This is a genomic window from Paenibacillus sp. MCAF9 (assembly GCF_052114265.1).
Lineage (GTDB): Bacteria > Bacillota > Bacilli > Paenibacillales > Paenibacillaceae > Pristimantibacillus.
Genome location: NZ_JBFREL010000029.1, coordinates 57,125 through 80,290, shown reverse-complemented (window position 1 = coordinate 80,290; position 23,166 = coordinate 57,125). Strand labels below are relative to the sequence as shown.

The window sequence follows — 23,166 nt, the reverse complement described above, 5'->3', positions numbered from 1 at the left end:
GCATTCCCAATCCTTAAACACCGTAAGGAACTCTGGAAAGTACCGATCCAACCAGTTATGAACGCGGCCTTGCACCACGCGCAGATCTGTCGACAGATGTTCGCGGATTTTCATCGCTTCCCTTAGTTCGGCATAGATGCCCTGGGGAAGATGAGGTACGGCGTATCTTCCGTCTTTGACGAGCTGTGCGATGACCTTAACATCTTTAATGTCGTTCTTGGTTGGTGAATTATCATCCAATTCTTTGCTTTTCTTCACGTGCAGCGGATTAACCACAGCGCACGTAATGTCCTGTTCTTTTAGATAATGGACCAGGTTCAGCCAGTAGTGTCCGGTCGGTTCCATACCAACGATGACGTCCTGAACCTCTTGTTCAGTCGCAATCTTTCGGAACCAGCTAACGAACATTTCGAAGCCTTCACGGTTGTTCTCAAACGTAATGGGCTTCCCGAATTCGACTCCGCGGTAGTCTTGTGCGCGAGCTACATGTTTGAACTTTGCGATGTCGACACCGACAATTAAAGTAGAAGAAGTGATTTGATTAATACGTTCATTTTGAGTAGAATTCATCTTGTAGTCTCCTTGGTTTGTATTGGATCCGGTCGCTGGCCAGCATCTGGGACCCATATACATCATACCAAGGAGTCTTTTTGTTTCTCAAACTTCGTATTTCTTCATAATAGGAATGCTGCCCGTTCATATTAAGGTTCAACTAGATAGATCCTTATACCGCAGCCATTGTCAGATGGGTCACCATATAAACAAAAAAAAACCACCCCGAAGGGTGGTCCGTACTCATGATGAGCACTATAGGATTTGGATAGGAGTGGAGAGAAACCATACTGTACCTTTATTATATGTATACGCTTCCATTTTGTCAATAAGCGTTTTCATTTTGTTCGAAATAAATTGTAAACGCTTTTTTTAATCAAAAATGACGAACACCCGATTAAAGGTGTACGTCATAGCCTTTAGCAGTAAGTACGATAACAGCCTGATCCAAATACTCTTGACTCCGGAATGAAAGTCTTAGAACGCCTGGCACGTCTTCTCTGCTCTCAATAATATGAATGTTGCTTAGGTTGATAAGACTGTTCCCAAGCTCACTTGTGATTTTACCGATAATACCAGGATGATCTGGAATATCTACATAACAGTCGAATGCAGAATGAATCATGCCTTTGCGGCGCTCAGGCATTTTGCTGCGGAATTGACCTGCTGTTTCAAAAGCTTCAGCAATCGCTTCCCCATCTGAATTCTCCAGCATAGACACAAATTTATCCGTTTCCTTGCTCCAATCGCGCAGCAGCTCAAGCAAAACCTTGCGATTATTAATTAATATATCACGCCAAATAATCGAATCGCTTGATGCTATCCGTGTAATATCGCGGAAGCCCCCTGCTGCTAACGATTCATATAGCATATTATTTTCGTTATATCCGCGAACCTGATTCACAAGCGACACGGCAATGATATGTGGCAAATGGCTTATCGCGCCTGCTATCTCATCATGCTCTTTCGCATCAACTTTTACGATATTCGCTTTCGTATGGCTGAGTAAATCAACTAGTCGCTCCACTGCTTCCTCAGGCGTGTTCTCATCAGGTGTCAGCACATAGAAGGCGTTCTCGTATAGATGAGAAGATGCCGCTTCAACTCCTGTACGCTCAGAGCCAGCCATCGGATGCCCGCCAATAAAAGTAGCCTGTCCAAAATCAAGTGATTTTGCACATGCCATAACAGAAGCCTTCGTGCTCCCAGCATCTGTAATGATACAGCCGGGTTTTAATTTAAACGCACTGAGCTTCTCGATATACTCCTCAATGTTGCCGACCGGTACACAAACGAATATAAAATCTGCTTGCTCGGCCGCTTCTTGCATTGAAGTCGTTGCAAAATCAACCACACCACGCTGCATGTACTTCTCTACCTGCGAGGGGCGGTTTGAATGTCCGATTACTGTAATATCTGGTTTTCCTTTAAAACAAAGGGCGATCGAACCACCGATCAACCCTACTCCAAAAATCGCTACAGTCGTCATAACTTTATCCTTGCACCGCCGATTCCTGCAAAACCTGTTCTAGTGCTGTAATGAATTTTTCATTTTGCTCACTTGTACCAACTGTAATCCGAATATGATTCGGGTAGTAAATCCAGCGCGGTCTTGAAATAATTCCTCTGCGCAGCAAACCGTCGAATACTTCAGGTGATGGACGCTTCACATCTACCATTACGAAGTTGCCGTATGCAGGGAAGTAAGATAAGCCAAGGCGATCAAATTGCTCCGACAAATATGCAAGACCTTGTTTATTTTGGTCACGACAATATTCAATAAATGCTTTGTCAGCAAGTGCTGCTTTCGCTGCAGCTTGTGCCGCTCGCGACGTGTTGAAAGGTTCACGTACCTGATTAGTATAACGAATGACATCAGGATGCCCAAAGCCATAACCAATCCGCAATGCAGCTAGGCCAAAAATTTTCGAAAAAGTTCTCAGCACGATTAAATTGCGGTGCTCGCGCAGCAATTGTATTCCGTCTGGAAACTGTGGGTCATCGATATATTCCCCGTAGGCTTCATCAAGCACAACAAGCACATTCGTCGGCACCTGCTGCAAAAACTCAGAAAGCTCAGGCAGTGTGACAATGGTACCCGTTGGATTATTCGGATTGCAAATCCAAATGATTTTAGTTCGCTCAGTAATTTTAGACAGCATTGCAGGCAAATCATGCTTGCCATCTTTTAGAGGAACCTCTATGATCGTTGCATTCTCAATTTCTGCATTATGCTTGTATTGCGGGAAGGTTTCGTCCGCCATAATCGTTTCGTCGCCAGGAACGATAAACGCTCTATTAATCATAAGAATAATTTCACTGGAGCCCGTGCCAAAAATAATTTGGTTCGTATCTACGCCAAGCTCTTCCGCAAGTGCAGCCGTTAGTTCAACGCTCGCACCATCTGGATAAATATTAAAACTGCCTAATTCTTCAATGACTGCTGCTTTAACTTGTTCAGAACAGCCAAACGGATTTTCATTAGATGCAAGTTTGATGACTTCTTTTAACCCTAGCTCCCTCTTAACATCTTCAACCGGCTTTCCAGGTTGATAGACGGGAAGGTGGACGATATTACTTTTGGGCTGCATGAGCCGTTCACCTCTTTTATAATTGACTAGTCTCATTACTCGACATCCATTGTCTCATATCTGTGTTAGGTTTTAAAGTTTTTTTAACACAAGATTGGTCTATTGCGCAAGATTATATCGAAATTGTGATATATGTTTAATGAACTTATGATGCAAAAGACACTTTTTTTAATCAATGGTTCGGTTTCTGTGTATAAAATGAATTGAAGAACATCCGCTTCCATGCCAATAACACTTCAAAATCATCATTAGAAATTGATTTTTCAAGTTCTTCATTCAAATAACGGACATCAGATCCCTTATTTGATGATAATCATGCTTTTTCTCGATATAACGGACATAGGATCCCTTATTTCTAAAAATTCAATACAATTGAACGCCTTTTAGATAAAATAGCGGATTCTACGTCCGTTAAATAATAATTTTAGCCAATTATTCTAAAATAACGGATCTTATGTCCGTAAGCTAGCTTCAAAAGTTACTTTTCAAATTAACAGCTTCGTGCTTCTCCATTTTTCCTTGCGCTTTACCATCCGTCCTCTCCACCCCCGAATCACCGTACCGAAATCCCTCAAAAACAGCTCCCTGCTACAAATTCCTCTCTTAACCCGATAAAGCAAAAAAAGCTCTCCTAGACCAAGTCTAGAGAGCTTTCCGCTATTATTAATATACTACGTCGATTACAAGCCACTTCCGCAGCGTATAACTTCCTTTATCTAAAACAGTCCGCTTACCCTTTAAGCTGAGCAACAAAATCGCCGATTTGTTTAAGTCCCGCTTCACGCGTAACAGCATCATTCAGCAGTGGAATGGCATCTTCTATCGTACGCACAATTGCACTGCCCACGATCACGCCGTCACATTGCTTTTCAAAGCGAGCAACCTGCTCACGGCTGGAAATGCCAAAGCCAACCGCAATTGGCAAATCGGTCGCTTCGCGTACCATCGAGAGGAATTCATCAATACCCGTATGAAAATCAGCTCTCACGCCTGTTACGCCAAGAGATGAAACGCAGTAGACAAATCCTTTTGCTTTGCGTGAAATACGTGTTACCCGATCCTTGGATGTCGGTGCCACAAGAGGAATAAGATGTACATTAGCTGCTTCCGCAAGCTGCCTAACCTCTTCATCTTCTTCGATTGGCAAGTCAGGAATAATAAGACCACTGATGCCTTTGCTCTGTACTAGCTCGAAAAATGCTTCAAGCCCATATTGGAACACCGGGTTGTAATAAGTGAACAATATGAATGGAATTTTAACGCCGGCCTCACGTGATTTTTCAGCTATTTCAATACAATCCTTAATTGTAATGCTGTTATGGCGCAATGCTCGCTCAGATGCACGCTGGATAACAGGACCATCCGCTAGCGGGTCGGAGTACGGCACGCCAAGCTCGATCATGTCAGCGCCTGCCTTCTCGAGCGTTTGGATGATAGCAACCGAAGTAGCTAGATCAGGATCACCCATCGTAACAAAAGGAATTAACGCCGTTTTGCCTTCAGACTTCAGCCTTGCAAATGCTGTATCAATGAGATTCATGCTTATTTACCCCCAAGTAACCCATAATTGCTTCTACGTCCTTATCTCCACGTCCGGATAAGCTGACAACGACGACTTTGTCTTTATCAAGCGTAGGCGCAAGCTTAATCGTCTGAGCGATCGCATGTGCTGATTCCAGAGCTGGAATAATGCCTTCTGTGCGCGATAGCAGCTGCAAAGCATCTAGCGCCTCAGCATCCGTTACAGGAACGTATTCAGCACGTCCGGAATCTTTCAAGTAGGCATGCTCTGGTCCAATACCAGGATAATCAAGTCCCGCTGAAATCGAATGCGCAGGTTGAACCTGTCCATACTCATCCTGCAGCACATAGCTCATCGAGCCCTGGAATACACCGTGACGTCCTTTGGTCATTGTTGCCGCATGCTCAATCGTATCTACACCGCGGCCAGCAGCCTCAACGCCAAGCAGCTTCACGCTGTCATCATTGATAAATGGATAGAAAATCCCCATTGCGTTGCTTCCGCCGCCAACAGCTGCAACAACATAATCCGGCAATCGACCTTCTTCAGTCAATATTTGCTTACGAGCCTCGTCGCCAATGATACGCTGGAAATCACGAACCATCATGGGATAAGGATGCGGGCCTGTAACTGAACCCAAAATGTAATACGTATCTTCAACATGGCTAACCCAGTAACGAAGGGTTTCGTTGCATGCATCTTTAAGTGTTCTCGTCCCTGATAGAACGGGCACAACTTCAGAGCCAAGCAGCTGCATCCGGAAAACATTAAGCTGCTGACGCTTCATATCTTCCTCGCCCATAAATACTTTGCATTCTAGACCAAGCAAAGCTGCTATCGTTGCAGAAGCAACGCCGTGTTGTCCTGCGCCTGTTTCTGCAATGATTTTTGATTTACCCATACGTTTGGCAAGTACGCCTTGACCAATCGTATTATTAATTTTATGTGCACCTGTATGGTTCAGGTCTTCACGTTTTAAGTAGATTTTCGCGCCGCCAAGATGCTCGCTAAGTCGTTCTGCATAGTATAGTGAAGTCGGACGACCTGAGTATTTATGCAACAAGTAAGTAACCTCGTCTTGAAACGCTTGATCCTTGGAATAATGCTGATAAGCTTCCTCTAGCTCTAATAATGCTGTCATTAATGTTTCTGGCACATATCTGCCGCCAAATTTGCCGAAGCGTCCATTCTCATCTGGTACTTGTGTCATGCTTCCATCACCCTTCTTACAAATAATCGGATTTTCTCAATATCTTTCCGTCCATCCGTCTCAACACCGCTTGATACATCTATCCCGTTTGGCGCATATGTCTTTAGCAGCTCTTGCACATTTCCTGCATGCAGACCACCTGCTACATACAAAGTAATGCCAAGCTCCTCAGCTGCTTGCATATATTCTTTTATCGCTTCCCAATCGAAGGTTTGACCCGTGCCGCCGCCAGGTGCGTCTATCAGTAAGGCATCAACAGCAGCTCGGTATGGCGTTAATCGCTCTAGAGCAGACATTGGCGAGCTGCCCTCGGCTTCCTTCTTCATGGAAAATACTTTCCATACTTGAACGTTCAGCTGCTCACGCACCATTTGGCAAAACGCTGCCGATTCATTGCCATGCAATTGAACCACGTCTAAAGGAGCGACTAACAAAAGTTCTTGCAGATTAGCAAAGGTTTCATTTACGAATACGCCAACCGTTCTCGGGCGCTCACCACCAGCTGCCTTTAACTTCGAAGCCGCTGATATAAGCTGCGATGCAGTCGACTTTTCCACCAATCGCTTGCTGGGTGCAAAGATGAAGCCGATTTCGTGAATAGGCAATCCATCCATCTGCTGAATCGTTTGCACATCCATCAGACCACAAATTTTGATACGCGTCTGCTGCTTCATCGAACGGTTACCGCACCCATTAAATCAATAACCGATTGTCCTACTTGCTCATGCCGCATAAAATATTCACCAATCAATACACCATGAGCGCCGATTGACTTTAAGTAATCCATATCGCTATTACCCGCAATTCCGCTCTCGCTAATGACAGTAACATTTTTTGGCATAAGTCCGATTAACTCTTCGGTCGTTTTTAGATCCGTAACGAATGTTTTCAAATCACGGTTATTAATGCCGATGAGCGTTGCTTTGTCCAGCTCCAGAACGCCTTCCAGCTCTTCTTTGTTGTGCACTTCTACGAGCACATCCATCCCAATCGACTTCGCAAGATCATGAAACTCACCAAGCTGCGTTGGCGTCATAATAGCTGCGATGAGCAAGATTGCGTCCGCTCCGATTAAGCGCGCCTCATAAATTTGACGATGGTCAATCGTAAAATCTTTTCTTAATAGAGGTACCTTTACCGTTTTTTTCACGGCCTGCAGAAATTCATTAGATCCTTGAAAGTAATCACGATCCGTCAACACTGATATACAATCCGTACCAGCTGCTTCATATTGTGAAGCAAGCGTAGTTGGCTCAAAATCAGCACGAATCAGCCCTTTTGATGGCGACGCCTTCTTTACCTCGGCAATCAGTCCCATACTTCTGTTGCGGCTAGCTGCCGATAATGCATGTTCAAAGCCGCGGCATGCTTCCATCTCCGAAATTTGTTTCTCCACCTGTGCAAGGTCAAAGCGAGCCGCCAGCTCCTCAACCTCAGTTCGTTTTGTAGCTACAATTTTATCCAGAAACATTTGCCAACTCTCCTGTCGTATGAATAAGACTAACGAGCTTCCGCTGCGCCTCGCCTGAATCGATCACCTTGGCAGCAATCTCTGCCCCCTCGCGAAGCGATTGTGCCTTCCCGCCTACATATATACATGCTCCTGCGTTGGCTAGCACGATATCACGATAAGCCCCGCGCTGCTCGCCTGAGAAAATAGAACGAATAAGTGCTGCGTTTACTTCCGGCTCACCACCCATAACATCCGCAATCGGCCACCTTGTTAGTCCAAGCTCCTCTGGCGTAACATCGTAGGTTTTCACAACACCGTTTAATAACTCAGATATTTGTGTAGGTGCAGAGATGCTAATTTCATCAAGCCCATCATGACTGCTTACAACCATCGCTCTTTTTAGTCCAAGCTCGCCGAGCACCTCGGCAACCGTAGAGGTGCGGCTCCGATCGTAGAATCCAAGAAGCTGTCTATCTGCTCCAGCGGGATTTGTGAGCGGTCCAAGCATGTTGAAGATTGTTCGAATACCGAGCTCACGCCGCGGAGCAGCAGCATGGCGAAGCGATGGATGATACAACTGCGCAAACATAAAGCAAATGCCGATATCCTCCAAGCATTGTGCGGCTTGTTCAGGAGTTATCGTAATTTGTACGCCAAGCGCCTCCAGCACATCAGCACTGCCCGTTTTCCCAGACATCGCGCGATTGCCATGCTTGGCAACTCGGATGCCTGCCGCCGCAGCAATAATGGAGGAAGCAGTTGAGATGTTGAATTTATGAATACCTGATCCTCCGGTGCCACATGTATCGAGCAAACCTTCTTGTTCAGTATGGAGATGGCTGGAATGCGCGCGCATTGCCTCAGCGAACCCGGTTATCTCCTCCTTCGTCTCGCCTTTCATCCGCAGCGCAGTTACGACGCCAGCTATTTGTACAGCTGTTGCTTCGCCATTCATGATGATGTTCATCACCATTTCTGCTTGCTGCCTCGTCAAACTTGAGCCGCCAATAAGCTGGTTCAGCGCTTGCTGCATCGTTATCGCTTCGGTTGCCTGCATTATTGACCAATCCCCTCTCCGACCTTGACGTAATAATCCGAGTTAATGGAATTGAAGGAATCCGGTGCACTTTTTGGCTGTGCAAAAATCGCTTCAGCCGCACGAATAGCTTTAAGGCTGCCTTTCGCCTTGTTGACCGTCTCCAAATATTCGCTCTCCGGAACAGAATCCCAAACGATTCCCGCTCCTGCTTGTACATAGGCTTTACCGTTCTTAAAAATAATGGTGCGGATCGTAATACAAGTATCCATTGTACCGCCAAAGCCCAAGTATCCAATTGCTCCTGCATATGCGCCGCGCGCTTCATTTTCCAGCTCCGCAATGATTTCCATTGCTCTTAGTTTAGGTGCGCCAGATACAGTGCCTGCCGGTAAACAAGAGACAAATGCGTCAAAAAAGTCTTTATCCTTGTGCAGCTTGCCAGAAACGTTCGATACAATATGCATGACATGGGAGTAACGCTCAATTTCCATAAACGAATCACATGTTACCGAACCAAACTCCGATACGCGTCCGATGTCATTGCGGCCAAGATCAACCAGCATCAAATGCTCAGCGCGCTCTTTCTCGTCCGCAAGCAGTTCTACCTCGTAAGCCTTATCCTCTTCCGGCGTTTTGCCGCGCGGCCTTGTTCCCGCAATCGGTCTTGTCTCCACGCGGTCGCCCGTTACTTTCACTAGCGCTTCCGGCGAAGCGCCAACAATAACTTCCTCGCCCATCTTCAAATAATACATATATGGTGAAGGATTCATCATTCGGAGCACGCGATATACATGCAATGGATCAACATCTGTATCAATGCTAAAGCGCTGTGACAATACGACCTGGAAAATGTCACCTGCGCGAATGTATTGCTTCGCCTTCTCAATGTTTCCGATGAATTGCTCCTTCGTCACATTGGATTGTACGTCACCTAACTCGTAATCAACTTCAATTGAGCGTCCAGATGTTACTGGAATGGTCACCGGCTGCTGCAAACGTTCAATAGTTGCTTCAATTTTGGCAACTGCCGCTGCATAGCTCTTCGCGATTTCCGCATCCGTAGAGCCTTCGGCGATATGAACATTTCCAACGATTTGCAGCTGCTGCTTAAAGTGGTCAAACACAATGATTTGATCACAAAACATAAATTGCATGTCATTCATATTCAAATCGTCGATGCGGTGGGCAGGAAGCTTCTCATAATATTGCAGCAAGTCATAGCCGAAAAATCCGATTGCTCCGCCTGTAAAGGGAGGAAGCTCTGGCAGCGACGGGCTGCGGAAAGAACGCAAATGAGCTTTTAGAAGCTCAATCGGCTTGTCATTAAGCACATGCTTCACGCCGTGATGCTCAAGCACCATCTCACCATTTTTACCGTAAAGCATCATGAACGGGTCCGTTCCTATAAACGAATAACGCGCCCATTTCGCTCCACCCTCGACACTCTCCAGCAGAAAAGCATGATCCTCTTTCGCAAAATGCTGGAATAGTCGAATTGGTGTTTCAGTGTCCGCCATCATATAGCGAACGAYTGGAATTAAATTGTACTGACTGGCAAGACGGGTGACGTGCTGCAGCTCATTTGACATTCCGAACAACCTCCCTCAGTAGTGAAAATTCTATTATTAAAAACAAAAAAAGCTCCTGCCAGAGCAGGAGCGTTGGTTTAGATGATGACGGAAGTGTGTAAGCGGAAAAGACGCATGTGTAGATACGTTGAAGCAGCACTTTTACAATCCTGTGTGCCATTGCACATAAGATCGTTCAGCTTTTTCTCAAACTCGCGTATCTCTCATTGCCTAACTCTGCTTCTCTCAACTAATCTCGACTCATCTCTACTCAGCTCATAAAACTACTCTGCTACTCTCACTTACGTAACTAAATATACAACAACGTACAGCTATGCGTCAACAAAGGGATTTGTTCTTTATGAGCTAAAGTCACAGCTTTATGCTTTAGATAAGTCCGGACGAAGCGCCTGCGCGCCGTTTAAATAAACATGACGAATCTCGGCTTGCGTCTTGTCCGTGTTGATAAGAACCATTAATCTAATACAGCGCTCAAGACTGCCTTTAACCGGAACTTCAAGCGCGCACATAAGCGGAACAAGCTCCCAGCCCTTCATTTGGCGAATAGCTCTAGCAGGGAATGTCTCGTCCAGATCGCTGGTAACCGTCACGAACACGCTGCAAATATCGTCAGGCACGATCTCATTATCGGCCACGATTCCATTCAACATTTCAATTGTTGCATTCAAAATGGGCTGTTCTTCATTAGCATCTACAGTAATAGCACCACGAATTCCTCTAACACTCATTATTGTTGCACCTCCTGCTTTAATTGCTCTACGATTTCACGTACCCATTGGATGCGAACATCGGATTTTATTTCAACGGAACCTATTGCAGTTGGCACAACAAAAACCATCGTACCCTCAGCAAATTTCTTGTCATGCATCATTGCTTCCATAATCTTATCTACGTCCAAATGCTCAGGGAGCCGCACTGGCAGTCCTGCTTTCGCAAGAACGCGCTTCGTTATGGTATATACCTCTTCTGGAGCACCATATCGCATACCCAGCTTAGCAGAGCCTACCATCCCTATGGAAATGGCTTCCCCATGGAGCAGCTCCCCATATCCAGCTACCGCTTCTAAGGCATGGCCAATCGTATGACCCAGATTCAAGATCGCTCTCAAATCGTTTTCACGCTCATCCTTCGATACGACTGCCGCCTTCACGCTGCAGCCTTTATACAAAGCATACCCAAGTGCCTCCGCATCAAGAGCGAGCAATTTCTCTGCATTATCTTCACACCATGCGACAAACGATTCATCCCAAATTAGTCCATGCTTGATCACTTCCGACAAACCAGCGCTTACTTCTCTTGGAGGAAGGGTTTGCAGCGTGTTCAAATCATACAGGACAAGCTCAGGCTGATGAAAAGCACCGATAATATTTTTGGCAAGCGGATGATTGACGGCAACTTTGCCGCCCACACTGCTGTCATGCGCCAATATTGTCGTAGGAACCTGTACGAATTTGATGCCTCTCATGTATGAAGCGGCAACAAATCCAGCAAGATCTCCAACAACACCACCGCCAAGTGCAACGATTGCAGACTTGCGGTCGAGACCTACCTCCAAAGCTTTAGCGACAAGCGTTTCGAGCATAGCTAGCGACTTTGAGCTTTCTCCAGCTGGAACAACGACGCTTGCCGTTTTAAAACCTGCGCCAGCAAGCTCAGACTCAAGCGTTTGCAAATGAATGTCTGCAATATTCGAGTCAGTAATGATGAGCAGCGGCGATTTTTGGCTAATGCCATGCTTAATAAAATAAGAGGATGCCTCCTTCAAGAGGCCTTCCCCGATATAGATAGGATAAGAGCGATCACCAAGTTCAACTGTAAGCTCGCGCATTTTTAATACCGCCCTAGCTGTTCAAGATAATTGTTCAAGTTGGTGCGAATTTCCTCAATGGAATCGCCGCCGAATTTTTCAAGGAATGCTTTGGCAACTTCCCATGTAACGACATGCTCCATCACGACGCTTGCCGCTGGCACAGCACAGCTGTCCGAGCGCTCTACTTGAGCCGTAAACGGTTCTTTAGTATCAATATCCACACTGCGAAGCGGCTTGTAAAGCGTCGGAATCGGTTTCATTACACCGCGTACGACGATTTGCTCCCCGTTCGTCATGCCGCCCTCGAAGCCGCCAAGACGATTCGTTGCTCGATGATAGCCGCGCTCTGCATCATACATAATCTCATCGTGTACTTGCGAGCCGCGAAGCTTGGCTGCTTCGAAGCCAATTCCAATCTCACAGCCTTTGAATGCATTGATCGATACGACCGCTTGCGCGATACGTCCATCGAGCTTGCGATCCCACTGTACGTGGCTTCCTAGACCAATTGGCACGCCTTCAATAATACATTCCACGATACCGCCGATCGAATCGCCTTCTGCTTTAATTTGATCGATATAATCAGTCATCTTTTGTTCGGTTTCTTTGTCAACGACACGAACCGAGGATTCCTCTGTCAAACGGATCAATTCATCCACCGAAAGTTGATTAGCTGGTGCTTCGATTTCACCGATGCGAATAACTTGTCCAGCTACTTTAATCCCAAATTCCGCGAGAAATTGACGAGCTACCGCACCTACTGCTACACGCGCAGCAGTTTCACGAGCACTAGAGCGCTCAAGCACATTGCGCAAATCCTTCAAATCATATTTAAGTCCGCCATTCAAATCCGCATGACCAGGACGCGGACGATGAACGCGGCGCTTCTCTTCATCGCTGCCTTCAATCGGCTCAATATTCATAACGGAGGTCCAGTGCTTCCAATCGTTGTTTGCAACGATCAGAGCTACAGGAGCACCAGTCGTTTTGCCGTGGCGTACGCCCCCAACGATGTTAGCTGTATCCTTCTCGATTTGCATTCGGCGTCCACGACCATGACCCTTCTGACGACGGTGCAGCTGGAAATTCAGTTCCTCAAAATCAATTTTCAAATTGCTTGGCAAACCTTCAATAATCGCGGTTAATTGGGGACCGTGTGTTTCCCCTGCGGTTAAATATCTTAAAGTCAACTAAAGCTCCTCCTCAAGTGTAAACGACTAACACAGTCCATTGACGGCACAAGCTCGTTTCGCGGTGAAATTTAAGCGATTTTATAAGTGCATCACTTATAAAATTATTAATTTTCAAAACAGCTTTCAAGCGCCTGCTATGCTTTACAGCACTAAACATCTTTGCTCATTATAGTACACAGTTACAGGTTTGACAAGAATTTGGACACCTTGAAAGCCGCTGTAACCGTATAAAAAAAGGGCTGGTGGAACTGTCATCTAAAATGACAAATCCGCCAGCCCGGGCAGCGTGCAGTTAATTTGCTGTTAACCGATCTTTTCTAAGTATCGCCGTGCCTTCACTAGTCAGCAATGGATCATCAACAAGTCTTGTCATTTGTCCACTGTCCACTCCGATAATTTGCGCACATTCCTGAATAGAAATAAAACCACGCCTATAGGCAGCTATAACCTTACGTTTATCCATCGGTTGCTTCATCCTCCAAGTTTATTACATACTAACTAGTATAGGAGAAGATGGAAAACAGTATACATGCCGCTTATACCCGGCGATAAAAGAATGTATCAGCGGTCTCAAATCCGTACTGCGCAGGGGAAAAAATTTGTTCCGTACTGCCTACAAACAGCAGTCCACCCGGTTTAAGTGCATTAGAAAATTTATGATACAATAAGTGCTTTGCTTCTTCTGTAAAATAAATCATTACGTTTCGGCAAACAATTAAATCAAATGATCCATCAAACGTATCATGAAGCAAATTTTGCTGCTTGAATTGAATAAATTGCTTCAGGGAGTCTGAAATCAAATACGCTCCCTCTGACTGCTTAAAATATTTTTGCCGGCAAACCTGCGGAACATCGCGCAGCGATCGCTCTAAGTAACTGCCTTCCATTGCCTTTTGCAGTACATTTGAATCGAGATCAGTTGCAAGAAGCGAGGATCGCTGCAAGGCACCGAGCTCCGATAAAATCATAGCGAGCGTATAAGGCTCCTCGCCTGTTGAGCATGCCGCACTCCAAATCTTTAGGCGATTAGAAGCAGCAAGCATCTCGGGAAAAAAGCGCTTTTGCAAAACTTCCCAGCGGGAAGGATTTCTCCAAAACTCAGAAACATTAATCGTCATACGGTCCAAAAACTCATTTAGCATCGTCCGATTTTGCTCAATCGCCTTCCAATACTCATCGAACGTTTGATAGCCGTGCTTCATTCGTAATGTAGTCAGCCTGCGTTTCATTTGAGCTTCTTTGTACTGCGACAAATCAATGTCGGTCTTTTGCTTTATTCGAGCAATAAACTGTGCAAAATCACGATCTTCAAGCATAGGCTCCTCCATCGCTTGTGGGCGAAATATTAAATCCACCGTTGAATTGTATGCTCGTATTGCACCAGCTCCGCTGGCGTGAAATAAATGCCGATCTCTTTTTCCGCATTAGCTGCCGAATCCGAGCCATGAATAAGATTGAAATTCGTATGTACAGCAAAATCAGAACGAATAGTGCCGGGATGAGCATCTAGTGCATCCGTTTTGCCAATAAGGGCACGCGTCAATGCAATGACATTATCACCTTGCCATACCATCGCAAATACAGGACCTGACGTTATGAATTCGAGCAATGGCTCATAAAAAACTTTGCCCTTATGCTCCTCATAGTGGCGCTCAGCAAGCTCATGGCTCAAAACCATAAACTTGGCTGCTGCAAGCTGCAATCCCTTTTTTTCAAATCTCGAAACGATTTCGCCAATTAATCCGCGCTGAACGCCATCAGGTTTAATCATCAGAAAAGTTCTTTCCATCCCCAACCATTCCTTTCTATTTTGCACGATTAATAATTGCGTTTACCAAACAAAATCGCAATATCGCTCAAGTTCTTCTTCGCTGTGACGTTCGGCAATCCCTCTAATGCTTTGAGAGCTTTTTTAATATATCGGTTTGCAAGCTGGTCTGCTTGATCTCCGCCATCGCTCTTGCGAATCATATCGATGGCTCTTCCAGCATCTCGTTTCCCGCCTTGCTCCCTGATCAAAGCAATTTCCTTTAACAAAGGGTCGCGGGTTTTGGGGTCCTGCAACGCAAGTAGAACCGGCAACGTAATATTTCCTTGACGCATATCTGAGCCTGAAGGTTTGCCGATCTGTTTCTCTGTTCCATATAGATCAAGCAAATCATCACGGATCTGGAATGCCATACCCACATTATAACCATAGCGATATAAGCTATTTGCTGTTTTTCGGTCCGTTCCCGCGGCGACAGCGCCAAGCTGACAGCTAATAGCAATTAATAAAGCTGTTTTACGTCTAATCCGAAGCAAATAATGCCGTACCGATTGTTCTGTGTTGAAGAAATCACGAATTTGTTCCATTTCTCCGATACACATTTGTACAAGCGCATGCGACAAAATTTGATGTATCTGCGGATTTGGAAGCTGAGCAGCGATTGACAATGCTTTGCCATGAATAAAGTCGCCTGTATACATCGCTATTCGATTGTCCCACTTGGATTTTACAGTGAGCTGTCCACGACGTGTTTCCGCGTCGTCAATAACATCATCATGTACAAGTGAAGCCATGTGAATAAGCTCGAGTGGGACGGCGACGCGCTTCATTACATCAAGCTGATAATCGCCAAACTTGCCTGCGAGCAGGACAAACACCGGTCTAATCCGTTTACCGCCAGCTCTAAGCAAGTGCAAAGAAGCTTCGCCAAGCAGCACATGATCATCCGAAATGCTGCGCTCAAGCTCCTGCTCGATCTGATTTAGGTCGCCTTTCATCTTTGCATACAAATCTAGTAGTTTCATTCTTTCACCTATTGGGCAGATTGGTCTTCAAAAAAAGTAAGCTCCACGTCATTCGATAGCAACCCTAGCTGCTTAGAATAATTGAAATATAATTTAAGTCCTTCTTGCAGCTTGCTCCCAAAATCATATTGAAGCGAATGAAAGTACATCTCCCAGTAAGTTGATTCTCCTCCAAGCTGCATACAGGCCTGTTCAATTAGTGGACCAAGATGGCTCTTGTTATACTGTTTGCTCGCATTTAACGCTTTATATACTGCACGAACGGCTTCTGGGGCTGCAAGAGCTGCTTCTTTACGTGCAGCAACAACAGCGTAAGTCATGCCAAGTCCCGTCCACTCATTCCATAATTGTCCTAAATCAATGACATGAAGGCCGTGGTTTTGCCAAGAAGCATGAATGGCAGGATCGCCAATGATGAGAGCAGCATCGGCTGTCTCCAGCATACTTTCCAGATTTGGTGCGGCAGTGACATACTCTGGGTTGCATTCAAAGTGCAATGTCATCAAAATTTTCAAAAGATTAACTGAAGTTGCTGATGTTGTCGTTACTGAAATTCGCTCAGGACGTTTACGGCTGATCGGTTCTTTCAGAAACAAAAAGATCGAGTTGACCTTCCCTACCGAACCTACGGACAATTCTGGCAGCAGCACATAATCATCCGCATTTAATCCGTAGGCAAATGATGATATAGCCGAAATATCCAATTCACCAGCTTGCAGAAGCCTATTTAATTCAGAAGGTACACGTTTAATGACCTCAAAGCTATCCCCATCCATTCGCTCCTCGAGCTGATGGAAAAGAGGCCATGCATTCGCGTAATCAATTCTTCCGATGGTGATCGGGCGATTCATGCCCATTCTGTTCATCTCCCCATCTTCTGTACAAATCATGTTCGATTGTCATATTATCAAGTACTTTACCAACTAAAAAGTCAATCATTTCATCCATCGTTTGCGGTTTGTAATAAAAAGCCGGCATAGCCGGTATGATCCTAACACCAAGACGAGCCAGCGTCAGCATGTTTTCGAGATGAATCGCATGAAGCGGCGTTTCTCTTGGGATAATAAGCAGCTTCCTGTTTTCCTTCAACATAACATCGGCGGCTCTAGTCATCAAATTATCGGAAATGCCGTGCGATATCGACGCAAGCGTCCCCATCGAGCACGGCACAATAACCATTCCTTGAACCCGGTAAGAGCCGCTTGCAATGCTTGCGCCAATATCCGCATTGGGATGAAAAACTAGTCTTGCTTCCGCGATAGCCTCGCCAAAACGTTGTTCAAGAGCGGCTGAACGACGAGTCGTCTCAAAGCCTAGTTCTTCCTTTAGTACTCTCCAACCAGCTTCTGTTATGACGAGATGAACCTCGTATTTCATCTGAAGGAGAACTTCAATAAGCCTGATTCCATAAATTGAACCGCTTGCTCCTGTAATGCCTACTACCCATCGATTCGTCCAGTTGGTTTCGTTGCGGCCGTCTACCATTGGTGAATAACCAATAAATCAACGATAACAAACAGAAAAAGCACGACGCTTAATGTACCGTTCATTCCAAAAAAAGCAGTTTGGACGCGCGACAAATCGTGTGGCCGTACCATCCAATGTTGATAGAACAGAAGCGAAATCGATATCAAAGTACCAAGCAAGTACATCCAGCTAAGGTCTGTCAGCCAAAACAATGCTATAAAGCCGATTGCCGTAACGACATGAAAGGCCCTTGCAATCCAGATTGCCCCTTTAATACCGAACCGAGCTGGAATTGAATGCAAGCCAGCATTGCGGTCATACTCAAAATCCTGCGTTGCATAAATAATATCAAACCCAGCAATCCATAAAGAAACGGTAATATATAATATCCAAGCAGCTAGATCAAATTGACCTGTTATGGCAACCCAGCCGCCAAGGGGCGAGAGTCCAATTGTTAATCCCAACACAACATGGCATAACCATGTAAAGCGTTTTGTGTAAGAATAAAGAACAAGTAAAGCTACCGCGATTGGCATAAGTTTCATTGCGATTGGTGCCAAGTTCGCAGTTGCCACAAACAACAAAACGAAGGAAACAATGATAAATAACATGACTTCTGCTGATTTAAGCAAGCCAGCCGGAAGTGCTCTTTTTTCAGTACGTGGATTGCCTAAATCGATAGCCTTATCTATAAGTCGATTCAAGCTCATAGCAGCGCTTCGAGCACCAAACATCGCAAGCGTTACCCAGCCGATCTCCCCCCATGAAGGAAGGCGCTGCTCCATCATTACTGCACCTAGAATCGCTCCCATAAAAGCGAAAGGCAAAGCAAACACAGTATGTTCAAACTTAATCATTTCCAAAATAATGCGTAATTTGCGAATCATTGCTATTTCTTCTCCTTTGTCCCCATATGCAGCGCAGCTACTCCACCGGTCAGAGGATATGCCTTCACCTGATGAAGACCCGCTTCTTCAAACAGCTCAGCAAGCTGCTGTCGACCGGGAAACATTTTCAGTGATTCGGGCAGCCATTTGTATTCACTGAAGCTTTTGGCTACCACTTTGCCCATAACTGGCAATATTCGTTCGAAATAAAGGTTGTACATCGATTTAAATGGCTGCCAGGTTGGTTTGGATACCTCTAAACATACAACTAAACCGCCTGGTTTAACAACGCGGTGCATCTCCTTCAGTACCTGTAAATAATCAGGAACATTGCGCAGACCAAATCCAATCGTAACATAGTCAAAGGAATTATCCTCGAACGGCAAGCTCATTGCATTTCCTTGGACTAATGTAATTTGCTTATTCAAGCCCATCTTGTTTACTTTGACAGCACCCACATCAAGCATGTTTTGGCTAAAATCAAGTCCTACGATTTGTCCAGTACCGCTCGCTTCTGCAAGAGCAACCGTCCAATCACAAGTGCCGCAGCAAAGGTCAAGTGCTGTTTGTCCTTTTGCAACGCTCATTTTTTTCATCGTAAACTTCCGCCATGCCTTATGTCTTCTAAAGCTGATCAGATCATTCATCAAATCGTATTTTGGAGCAATCCGCTCAAATACGCCATGCACATGGCTCTTGGAGTTCGTATCCACCCTTGCAAGTCACCTCGTCTAATTGAGTGCAGGCGTGTAATCGGTTTTTTCGTTTAATAGATTATCGACGATAGTCGTCAATTCTCCGAGCAACTTGTCCGATTCCAGCTTACCAGCCAAAACCTTCACTGAATCTGCTGAGACCTTCAGCTTCGCTATAAGCTGGCTGCGCACCTTATATTTTTCCACCAAACTGTTAATAAATGCAGGTTCAAACATACGCTGAGAGAGCTGCAGGCGTTCATCTTCTGACCCCGCTTGCATGATATGCCAATAGGACCAGCTTTTATCAAACGTAGCTGGGTTCTCGCTGCGCTTGATTTCATCAACTATAACCTCGCACCGGCTAACGCCATCCAGAATCCCTGGCCAGACGCGAGAAAGCTCGCCCTCCAGCACCTCTGTGAAAATCTGGAACAACGTGCTCTTAAGCTGAACCGCAAGACCTAAATATTCTTCTGAGGTCATCTTAAGCTGCCTCATTCGAACGTAAAGATTAACTTTTAGTCTGTTGACCTCACTAACCGCGCTGCTGATTTTGGAAACCATCTCAATTTCGCCGGCTTGCGAGAGCAATTGATAAAAAGTCGCGCTAAAGTAGTCCCCTGCCAGCACCTTAAGCTGCCTTGAACGCATCTCCGGCTCAGAGCGCTGCTCTTGGTGTGTGTCGATTAAATCATGCGTATCCATTCCTAGCTGAACGAGAGATACGACGAGCGTGTAGAGCTCACTGTGGGTCTGTAGCGACGCTTGCTGGCTCAGGAAGGCGTGTAGCAAGCGAAGCCTTGCATTCGCTAAGTCAGGAAGAGACGTATGCTCCTCGATCATGTCATATTTCACATATTTTTGAGCTATTTCAGGTATACGGTATGTTCTCATTGGGGAAGCCTCCGAACAGAGAAGCGCAAATCGCCGCTCAATAATCTAAACTATTATAGCACAACTTATTCTAAAGAACATATGATTGAGCCTGCTTGTTCAACAAATTGCAATATACATCACCTTTATTGCTGCGAAATGGAGGAAGGCTTTACAGTAAATCCCGATACTGGTCCAAAACGTTTTTCCCAGGCCGAAGTAAAGCTAACTCTCAGCCTCTTTCTCCACAGCTCATCATGCACAGGATCCGCTTGCGCAAGATGGTCCAGCTCCGAAATAAGCCAATCGTCGGTTTTCCGCACATCAACAGCAGCTAGCAAAGCATCGCCTTCCGCTTGCTCCTCAATGATTCGAATCAGAATACGTTTCACATTCTCTAGCTGTATGAATGAGACACGAATAAGCTTCTCAACATCCGAGAACCAAATTGCCGGCCGGCCTTCAATGGTGCTTACCCGCATATCGATCGATAAAACGCCGTTATTCCATTCCGCCTTATTCAACCGCTCATGAAGCTGAGTTGCAATGAGCACATCTACTATATTGTTGTTGGAGAGCCTTACGACCGGCGTCGTGCGAAAAACAGCCACGTCGCCGCGATTTGCCGAATGCTGCCATCCTGCATGAGGAAGCCAAGTAAATAATAATGTAGCTGCTAACGCAGTCACACAAGCTGTTAGAAGTGGTTTTCCGATGTTCACTCTGCACCTCCGAATATTAACTTATCGCCTTAACCTTTAAATTCATTCGAACCACATGAATATAAAGTCCCATCTCTCATTGTACGAGCGGTGTAGGATGATTATTCGGAATGCAGGCAGGCAAAAAAAAGCAGGCATAGCCTGCTTTGCACATTCGTTGTTACTGATCGGTTTCCATCGTACCGTATTTCGTCATCACAACCGCTTTACCTCGAATTTTTATAGCTGAAGTATGATCGGTAAATTGGCAAATTAAAATTTCGTTTTTATCCAACTTTTCCGTATGATGAAATTTTGTGTCAAGCCCGCGTGTTAATCCGATGACTTGAACGCCTTGATCTTTTGCCTTTACGACAATGTACTCGCCATGTGTAGGCTCCATCGTTATCCCTCCGCATCCGTAATTCCATACTATCCATGTGAATTATAGTGGATGTGTAACGTTTGTGCAATCCATTCTATCATGCAAATAAACAAATAACGCCCGAACGGTATCCCGTTCGAGCGAAATTAGGCCGAATGATAAGCAGCAAAATCATGCTTATATTCCGTGGCATATGGATGCTTGCCGCCAAACATCGGCGTCAATGCAGTTAAGCTGGAGTATGCTTAATTGGATACGAGGTCCTTGAGTGATTTTCCTGGTTTGAATGCAGGCGTTTTGCTTGCTGCGATCTCAATAGGATCTCCAGTTTGCGGATTGCGGCCTTTACGTGCTTGGCGCTCGCGAACTTCGAAATTACCAAACCCAACCAATTGGACTTTATCCCCGCTTTGCAGCGCATCGGATATCGCATCAAAAACAGCGTCAACTGCTTTCGTTGCATCTTTCTTCGAAAGATCAGTCAATTCAGCTACTTTTGTAATCAAATCTGTTTTGTTCATTGTTTCACCTCCTCCAAAGTGCATTATGTACTTTTTTTTGGTGTAAGCATATAAACTCTCATCTTATCCCTCTTATTAACGGAAAACTTCAAAAATATACCTTTTAACCGAACAAACCTATAGTAATACAGCCGTTTGCCAATTTCAAGTGCCAACCTGCATTTCCTGCAAAACAAATAAAACCGCTCCCTTTACGGCAGCGGCTTATTCGTATTCTAGTATCGATCAACTACAGAATGATAGCAATCAATCCGCCGGAGCCCTCGTTGATAATACGTCCGAGCGTTTCCTGCAGCTTGTAGCGGGCATTATCCGGCATCATTGCAATTTTTCCTTGAATGCCTTCTCTCACAATCGAATGCAGGGAACGACCGAATATATCAGACTCCCAAATCTTGATTGGATCATTCTCAAAGTCTTGCATTAAGTATCTTACCAGCTCTTCGCTTTGCTTCTCCGTGCCGATAATCGGAGCAAATTCCGATTCCACGTCGACGCGGATCATATGGATGGATGGTGCTGTTGCCTTCAGTCGAACCCCAAAGCGTGAACCTTGGCGGATTAACTCCGGCTCGTCGAGTGCCATTTCCGCAAGTGTCGGTGCTGCAATGCCGTATCCAGTTGTCTTGACCATTTCCAGCGCTTCGGCAAAACGGTCATATTCCCTCTTGGCATGAGAGAACTCTTGCATCAACTGAAGCAAGTGGTCTTTGCCGCGAATCTCAACGCCGACTACTTCCATCAAAATACGGTCATACAGCTCATCTGGCGCGTACAAGTCGATTTCTGCTACGCCCTGCCCCATATTCATGCCGCTTAGTCCAGCTTTGGCGATGAAGTCATATTCCATGAACTGGGTTACTACTCGGTCCACATCGCGCAGCCGGCGAATATCTTTAACCGTATCACGTACGGAGCTCTCATAGTTGCTGCGAAGCCAGTGCCGATCGTTAAGCACCATGACCCAGCTTGGTAAATTAACATTTACCTCATGGACAGGGAATTCATAGAGTACTTCCCGCAATACCGAGATGACTTCTTCCTCACCCATCGTAGCTACGCTAAGCGTCATTACTGGAATGTCATATTTAGCTTGCAGCTCGTTTCGCAGTTGCAGCGCCTCTTCACCCTTAGGGCGAGTGGAGTTGATGATGAGGACAAATGGCTTGCCGACTTCTTTCAGCTCGTTTATGACACGCTCTTCTGCTACAACATAGGAGCTGCGCGGAATTTCTGCGATAGAGCCGTCTGTCGTAACAACAACACCGAGTGTAGAATGCTCTTGGATTACTTTACGCGTCCCGATCTCAGCCGCTTCCTGGAATGGGATCGGCTCATCGAACCAAGGAGTAGTAATCATTCGTGGACCATTTTCATCCTCATAGCCCTTCGCGCCTTCAACCGCATATCCAACACAATCGACGAGTCTCATGTTTACCTCAAGTCCATCGGTAACCCTGAGCTGCACCGCTTGATTCGGAACAAATTTAGGCTCTGTTGTCATAATCGTCTTACCTGCGGCGCTTTGAGGAAGTTCGTCCACGGCTCTCGCACGGTCTGATTCGTTCGCAATGTTCGGAAGTACAACCGTCTCCATAAACCGTTTAATAAACGTTGATTTGCCCGTCCGGACAGCCCCGACAACCCCGAGGTAAATATCCCCGCCGGTTCTTTCGGCTATGTCCTTGAAAATATCTACTTTCTCCACTGAATATCCCCTCCCAATTGATTTTTCCGGTTCGCCGCCATCCACCGGTCAATAGGGCAGGCCAGCGACGCAACTCGTACATGCTTTTTGGACTAGTAACATCTTATGTGCAAGCTTTCCGATTATGACGATTCCTTCAATGAAATCTTTTTTTGTTCCTCTGCGGGGCTTCCC

At 45.6% G+C, this 23,166-nt stretch carries 25 protein-coding genes; all 25 read right to left on the bottom strand.

The features are described 5' to 3' along the window. A partial coding sequence (locus AB4Z45_RS27180; RefSeq protein WP_441912635.1) for an IS110 family transposase occupies positions 1 to 570 on the bottom strand: 570 nt, incomplete at its 3' end. A gap of 379 nt (positions 571 to 949) precedes the next feature. Then, on the bottom strand, positions 950 to 2,041 hold the full coding sequence (locus AB4Z45_RS27175) for a prephenate dehydrogenase (RefSeq protein WP_441912634.1): 1,092 nt from the start codon (positions 2,039 to 2,041) through the stop codon (positions 950 to 952). 4 nt (positions 2,042 to 2,045) lie between these two features. Further along, complete coding sequence (hisC, locus tag AB4Z45_RS27170; RefSeq protein ID WP_441912633.1) at positions 2,046 to 3,143, bottom strand: histidinol-phosphate transaminase; 1,098 nt, start codon at positions 3,141 to 3,143, stop codon at positions 2,046 to 2,048. Positions 3,144 to 3,873: 730 nt separating this feature from the next. Then, on the bottom strand, positions 3,874 to 4,683 hold the full coding sequence (gene trpA, locus AB4Z45_RS27165; RefSeq protein ID WP_441912632.1) for a tryptophan synthase subunit alpha: 810 nt from the start codon (positions 4,681 to 4,683) through the stop codon (positions 3,874 to 3,876). Continuing rightward, positions 4,670 to 5,875, bottom strand: a complete 1,206-nt coding sequence (trpB, locus tag AB4Z45_RS27160) for a tryptophan synthase subunit beta (protein WP_076271332.1) — start codon at positions 5,873 to 5,875, stop codon at positions 4,670 to 4,672. The genes trpA and trpB overlap by 14 nt, the downstream gene beginning before the upstream one ends. Further along, on the bottom strand, positions 5,872 to 6,549 hold the full coding sequence (locus tag AB4Z45_RS27155; protein WP_441912631.1) for a phosphoribosylanthranilate isomerase: 678 nt from the start codon (positions 6,547 to 6,549) through the stop codon (positions 5,872 to 5,874). The genes trpB and AB4Z45_RS27155 overlap by 4 nt, the downstream gene beginning before the upstream one ends. Beyond that, positions 6,546 to 7,346 (bottom strand): indole-3-glycerol phosphate synthase TrpC, encoded by an 801-nt coding sequence (gene trpC, locus AB4Z45_RS27150; RefSeq protein ID WP_441912630.1) that lies wholly within the window; start codon positions 7,344 to 7,346, stop codon positions 6,546 to 6,548. Before trpC ends, AB4Z45_RS27155 begins: the two co-directional genes overlap by 4 nt. Further along, positions 7,333 to 8,385, bottom strand: coding sequence for an anthranilate phosphoribosyltransferase (trpD, locus tag AB4Z45_RS27145; protein WP_441912629.1), 1,053 nt, complete (start codon positions 8,383 to 8,385; stop codon positions 7,333 to 7,335). Before trpD ends, trpC begins: the two co-directional genes overlap by 14 nt. Beyond that, positions 8,385 to 9,956 carry an anthranilate synthase component I gene (gene trpE / locus AB4Z45_RS27140; protein ID WP_441912628.1) on the bottom strand — a complete coding sequence of 524 codons (1,572 nt, stop codon included), beginning with the start codon at positions 9,954 to 9,956 and terminating at the stop codon, positions 8,385 to 8,387. The genes trpD and trpE overlap by 1 nt, the downstream gene beginning before the upstream one ends. A gap of 359 nt (positions 9,957 to 10,315) precedes the next feature. Next, positions 10,316 to 10,684 (bottom strand): chorismate mutase, encoded by a 369-nt coding sequence (gene aroH / locus AB4Z45_RS27135; RefSeq protein ID WP_076271337.1) that lies wholly within the window; start codon positions 10,682 to 10,684, stop codon positions 10,316 to 10,318. After that, positions 10,684 to 11,784, bottom strand: a complete 1,101-nt coding sequence (gene aroB / locus AB4Z45_RS27130; protein WP_441912627.1) for a 3-dehydroquinate synthase — start codon at positions 11,782 to 11,784, stop codon at positions 10,684 to 10,686. The genes aroH and aroB overlap by 1 nt, the downstream gene beginning before the upstream one ends. 2 nt (positions 11,785 to 11,786) lie before the next feature. Next, entirely contained in the window at positions 11,787 to 12,956 is a 1,170-nt protein-coding gene (aroC, locus tag AB4Z45_RS27125; protein WP_441912626.1) for a chorismate synthase, read from the bottom strand. A 295-nt stretch (positions 12,957 to 13,251) separates the two neighbouring features. Next, positions 13,252 to 13,422, bottom strand: coding sequence for a hypothetical protein (locus AB4Z45_RS27120; protein WP_179089935.1), 171 nt, complete (start codon positions 13,420 to 13,422; stop codon positions 13,252 to 13,254). A 73-nt stretch (positions 13,423 to 13,495) separates the two neighbouring features. Further along, positions 13,496 to 14,275, bottom strand: coding sequence for a CheR family methyltransferase (locus AB4Z45_RS27115; protein ID WP_441912625.1), 780 nt, complete (start codon positions 14,273 to 14,275; stop codon positions 13,496 to 13,498). Positions 14,276 to 14,304: 29 nt separating this feature from the next. Then, complete coding sequence (gene ndk, locus AB4Z45_RS27110) at positions 14,305 to 14,748, bottom strand: nucleoside-diphosphate kinase (RefSeq protein ID WP_076271341.1); 444 nt, start codon at positions 14,746 to 14,748, stop codon at positions 14,305 to 14,307. Positions 14,749 to 14,777: 29 nt separating this feature from the next. Continuing rightward, positions 14,778 to 15,752: a polyprenyl synthetase family protein gene (locus tag AB4Z45_RS27105; RefSeq protein ID WP_441912624.1), complete on the bottom strand. Its 975-nt coding sequence runs from the start codon at positions 15,750 to 15,752 to the stop codon at positions 14,778 to 14,780. Positions 15,753 to 15,760: 8 nt separating this feature from the next. After that, positions 15,761 to 16,609: a menaquinone biosynthetic enzyme MqnA/MqnD family protein gene (locus AB4Z45_RS27100; RefSeq protein WP_339203273.1), complete on the bottom strand. Its 849-nt coding sequence runs from the start codon at positions 16,607 to 16,609 to the stop codon at positions 15,761 to 15,763. Further along, positions 16,572 to 17,237, bottom strand: coding sequence for a UbiX family flavin prenyltransferase (locus tag AB4Z45_RS27095; RefSeq protein WP_441912623.1), 666 nt, complete (start codon positions 17,235 to 17,237; stop codon positions 16,572 to 16,574). The genes AB4Z45_RS27100 and AB4Z45_RS27095 overlap by 38 nt, the downstream gene beginning before the upstream one ends. After that, positions 17,231 to 18,106: a UbiA-like polyprenyltransferase gene (locus tag AB4Z45_RS27090; protein ID WP_441912622.1), complete on the bottom strand. Its 876-nt coding sequence runs from the start codon at positions 18,104 to 18,106 to the stop codon at positions 17,231 to 17,233. Before AB4Z45_RS27090 ends, AB4Z45_RS27095 begins: the two co-directional genes overlap by 7 nt. A 2-nt stretch (positions 18,107 to 18,108) precedes the next feature. After that, positions 18,109 to 18,819, bottom strand: coding sequence for a demethylmenaquinone methyltransferase (locus AB4Z45_RS27085; RefSeq protein ID WP_339203276.1), 711 nt, complete (start codon positions 18,817 to 18,819; stop codon positions 18,109 to 18,111). Between the two features lie 18 nt (positions 18,820 to 18,837). Further along, positions 18,838 to 19,698, bottom strand: a complete 861-nt coding sequence (locus tag AB4Z45_RS27080; protein ID WP_441912621.1) for a heptaprenyl diphosphate synthase component 1 — start codon at positions 19,696 to 19,698, stop codon at positions 18,838 to 18,840. A gap of 125 nt (positions 19,699 to 19,823) precedes the next feature. Then, positions 19,824 to 20,399 (bottom strand): hypothetical protein, encoded by a 576-nt coding sequence (locus tag AB4Z45_RS27075; protein WP_076271347.1) that lies wholly within the window; start codon positions 20,397 to 20,399, stop codon positions 19,824 to 19,826. A gap of 160 nt (positions 20,400 to 20,559) precedes the next feature. Then, positions 20,560 to 20,781 carry a trp RNA-binding attenuation protein MtrB gene (gene mtrB, locus AB4Z45_RS27070; protein WP_054024369.1) on the bottom strand — a complete coding sequence of 74 codons (222 nt, stop codon included), beginning with the start codon at positions 20,779 to 20,781 and terminating at the stop codon, positions 20,560 to 20,562. A 227-nt stretch (positions 20,782 to 21,008) separates the two neighbouring features. Further along, on the bottom strand, positions 21,009 to 21,311 hold the full coding sequence (locus AB4Z45_RS27065; protein WP_441883526.1) for an HU family DNA-binding protein: 303 nt from the start codon (positions 21,309 to 21,311) through the stop codon (positions 21,009 to 21,011). Positions 21,312 to 21,513: 202 nt separating this feature from the next. Next, positions 21,514 to 22,992, bottom strand: a complete 1,479-nt coding sequence (gene spoIVA, locus AB4Z45_RS27060) for a stage IV sporulation protein A (protein ID WP_076271348.1) — start codon at positions 22,990 to 22,992, stop codon at positions 21,514 to 21,516. Positions 22,993 to 23,166: the final 174 nt, after the last annotated feature.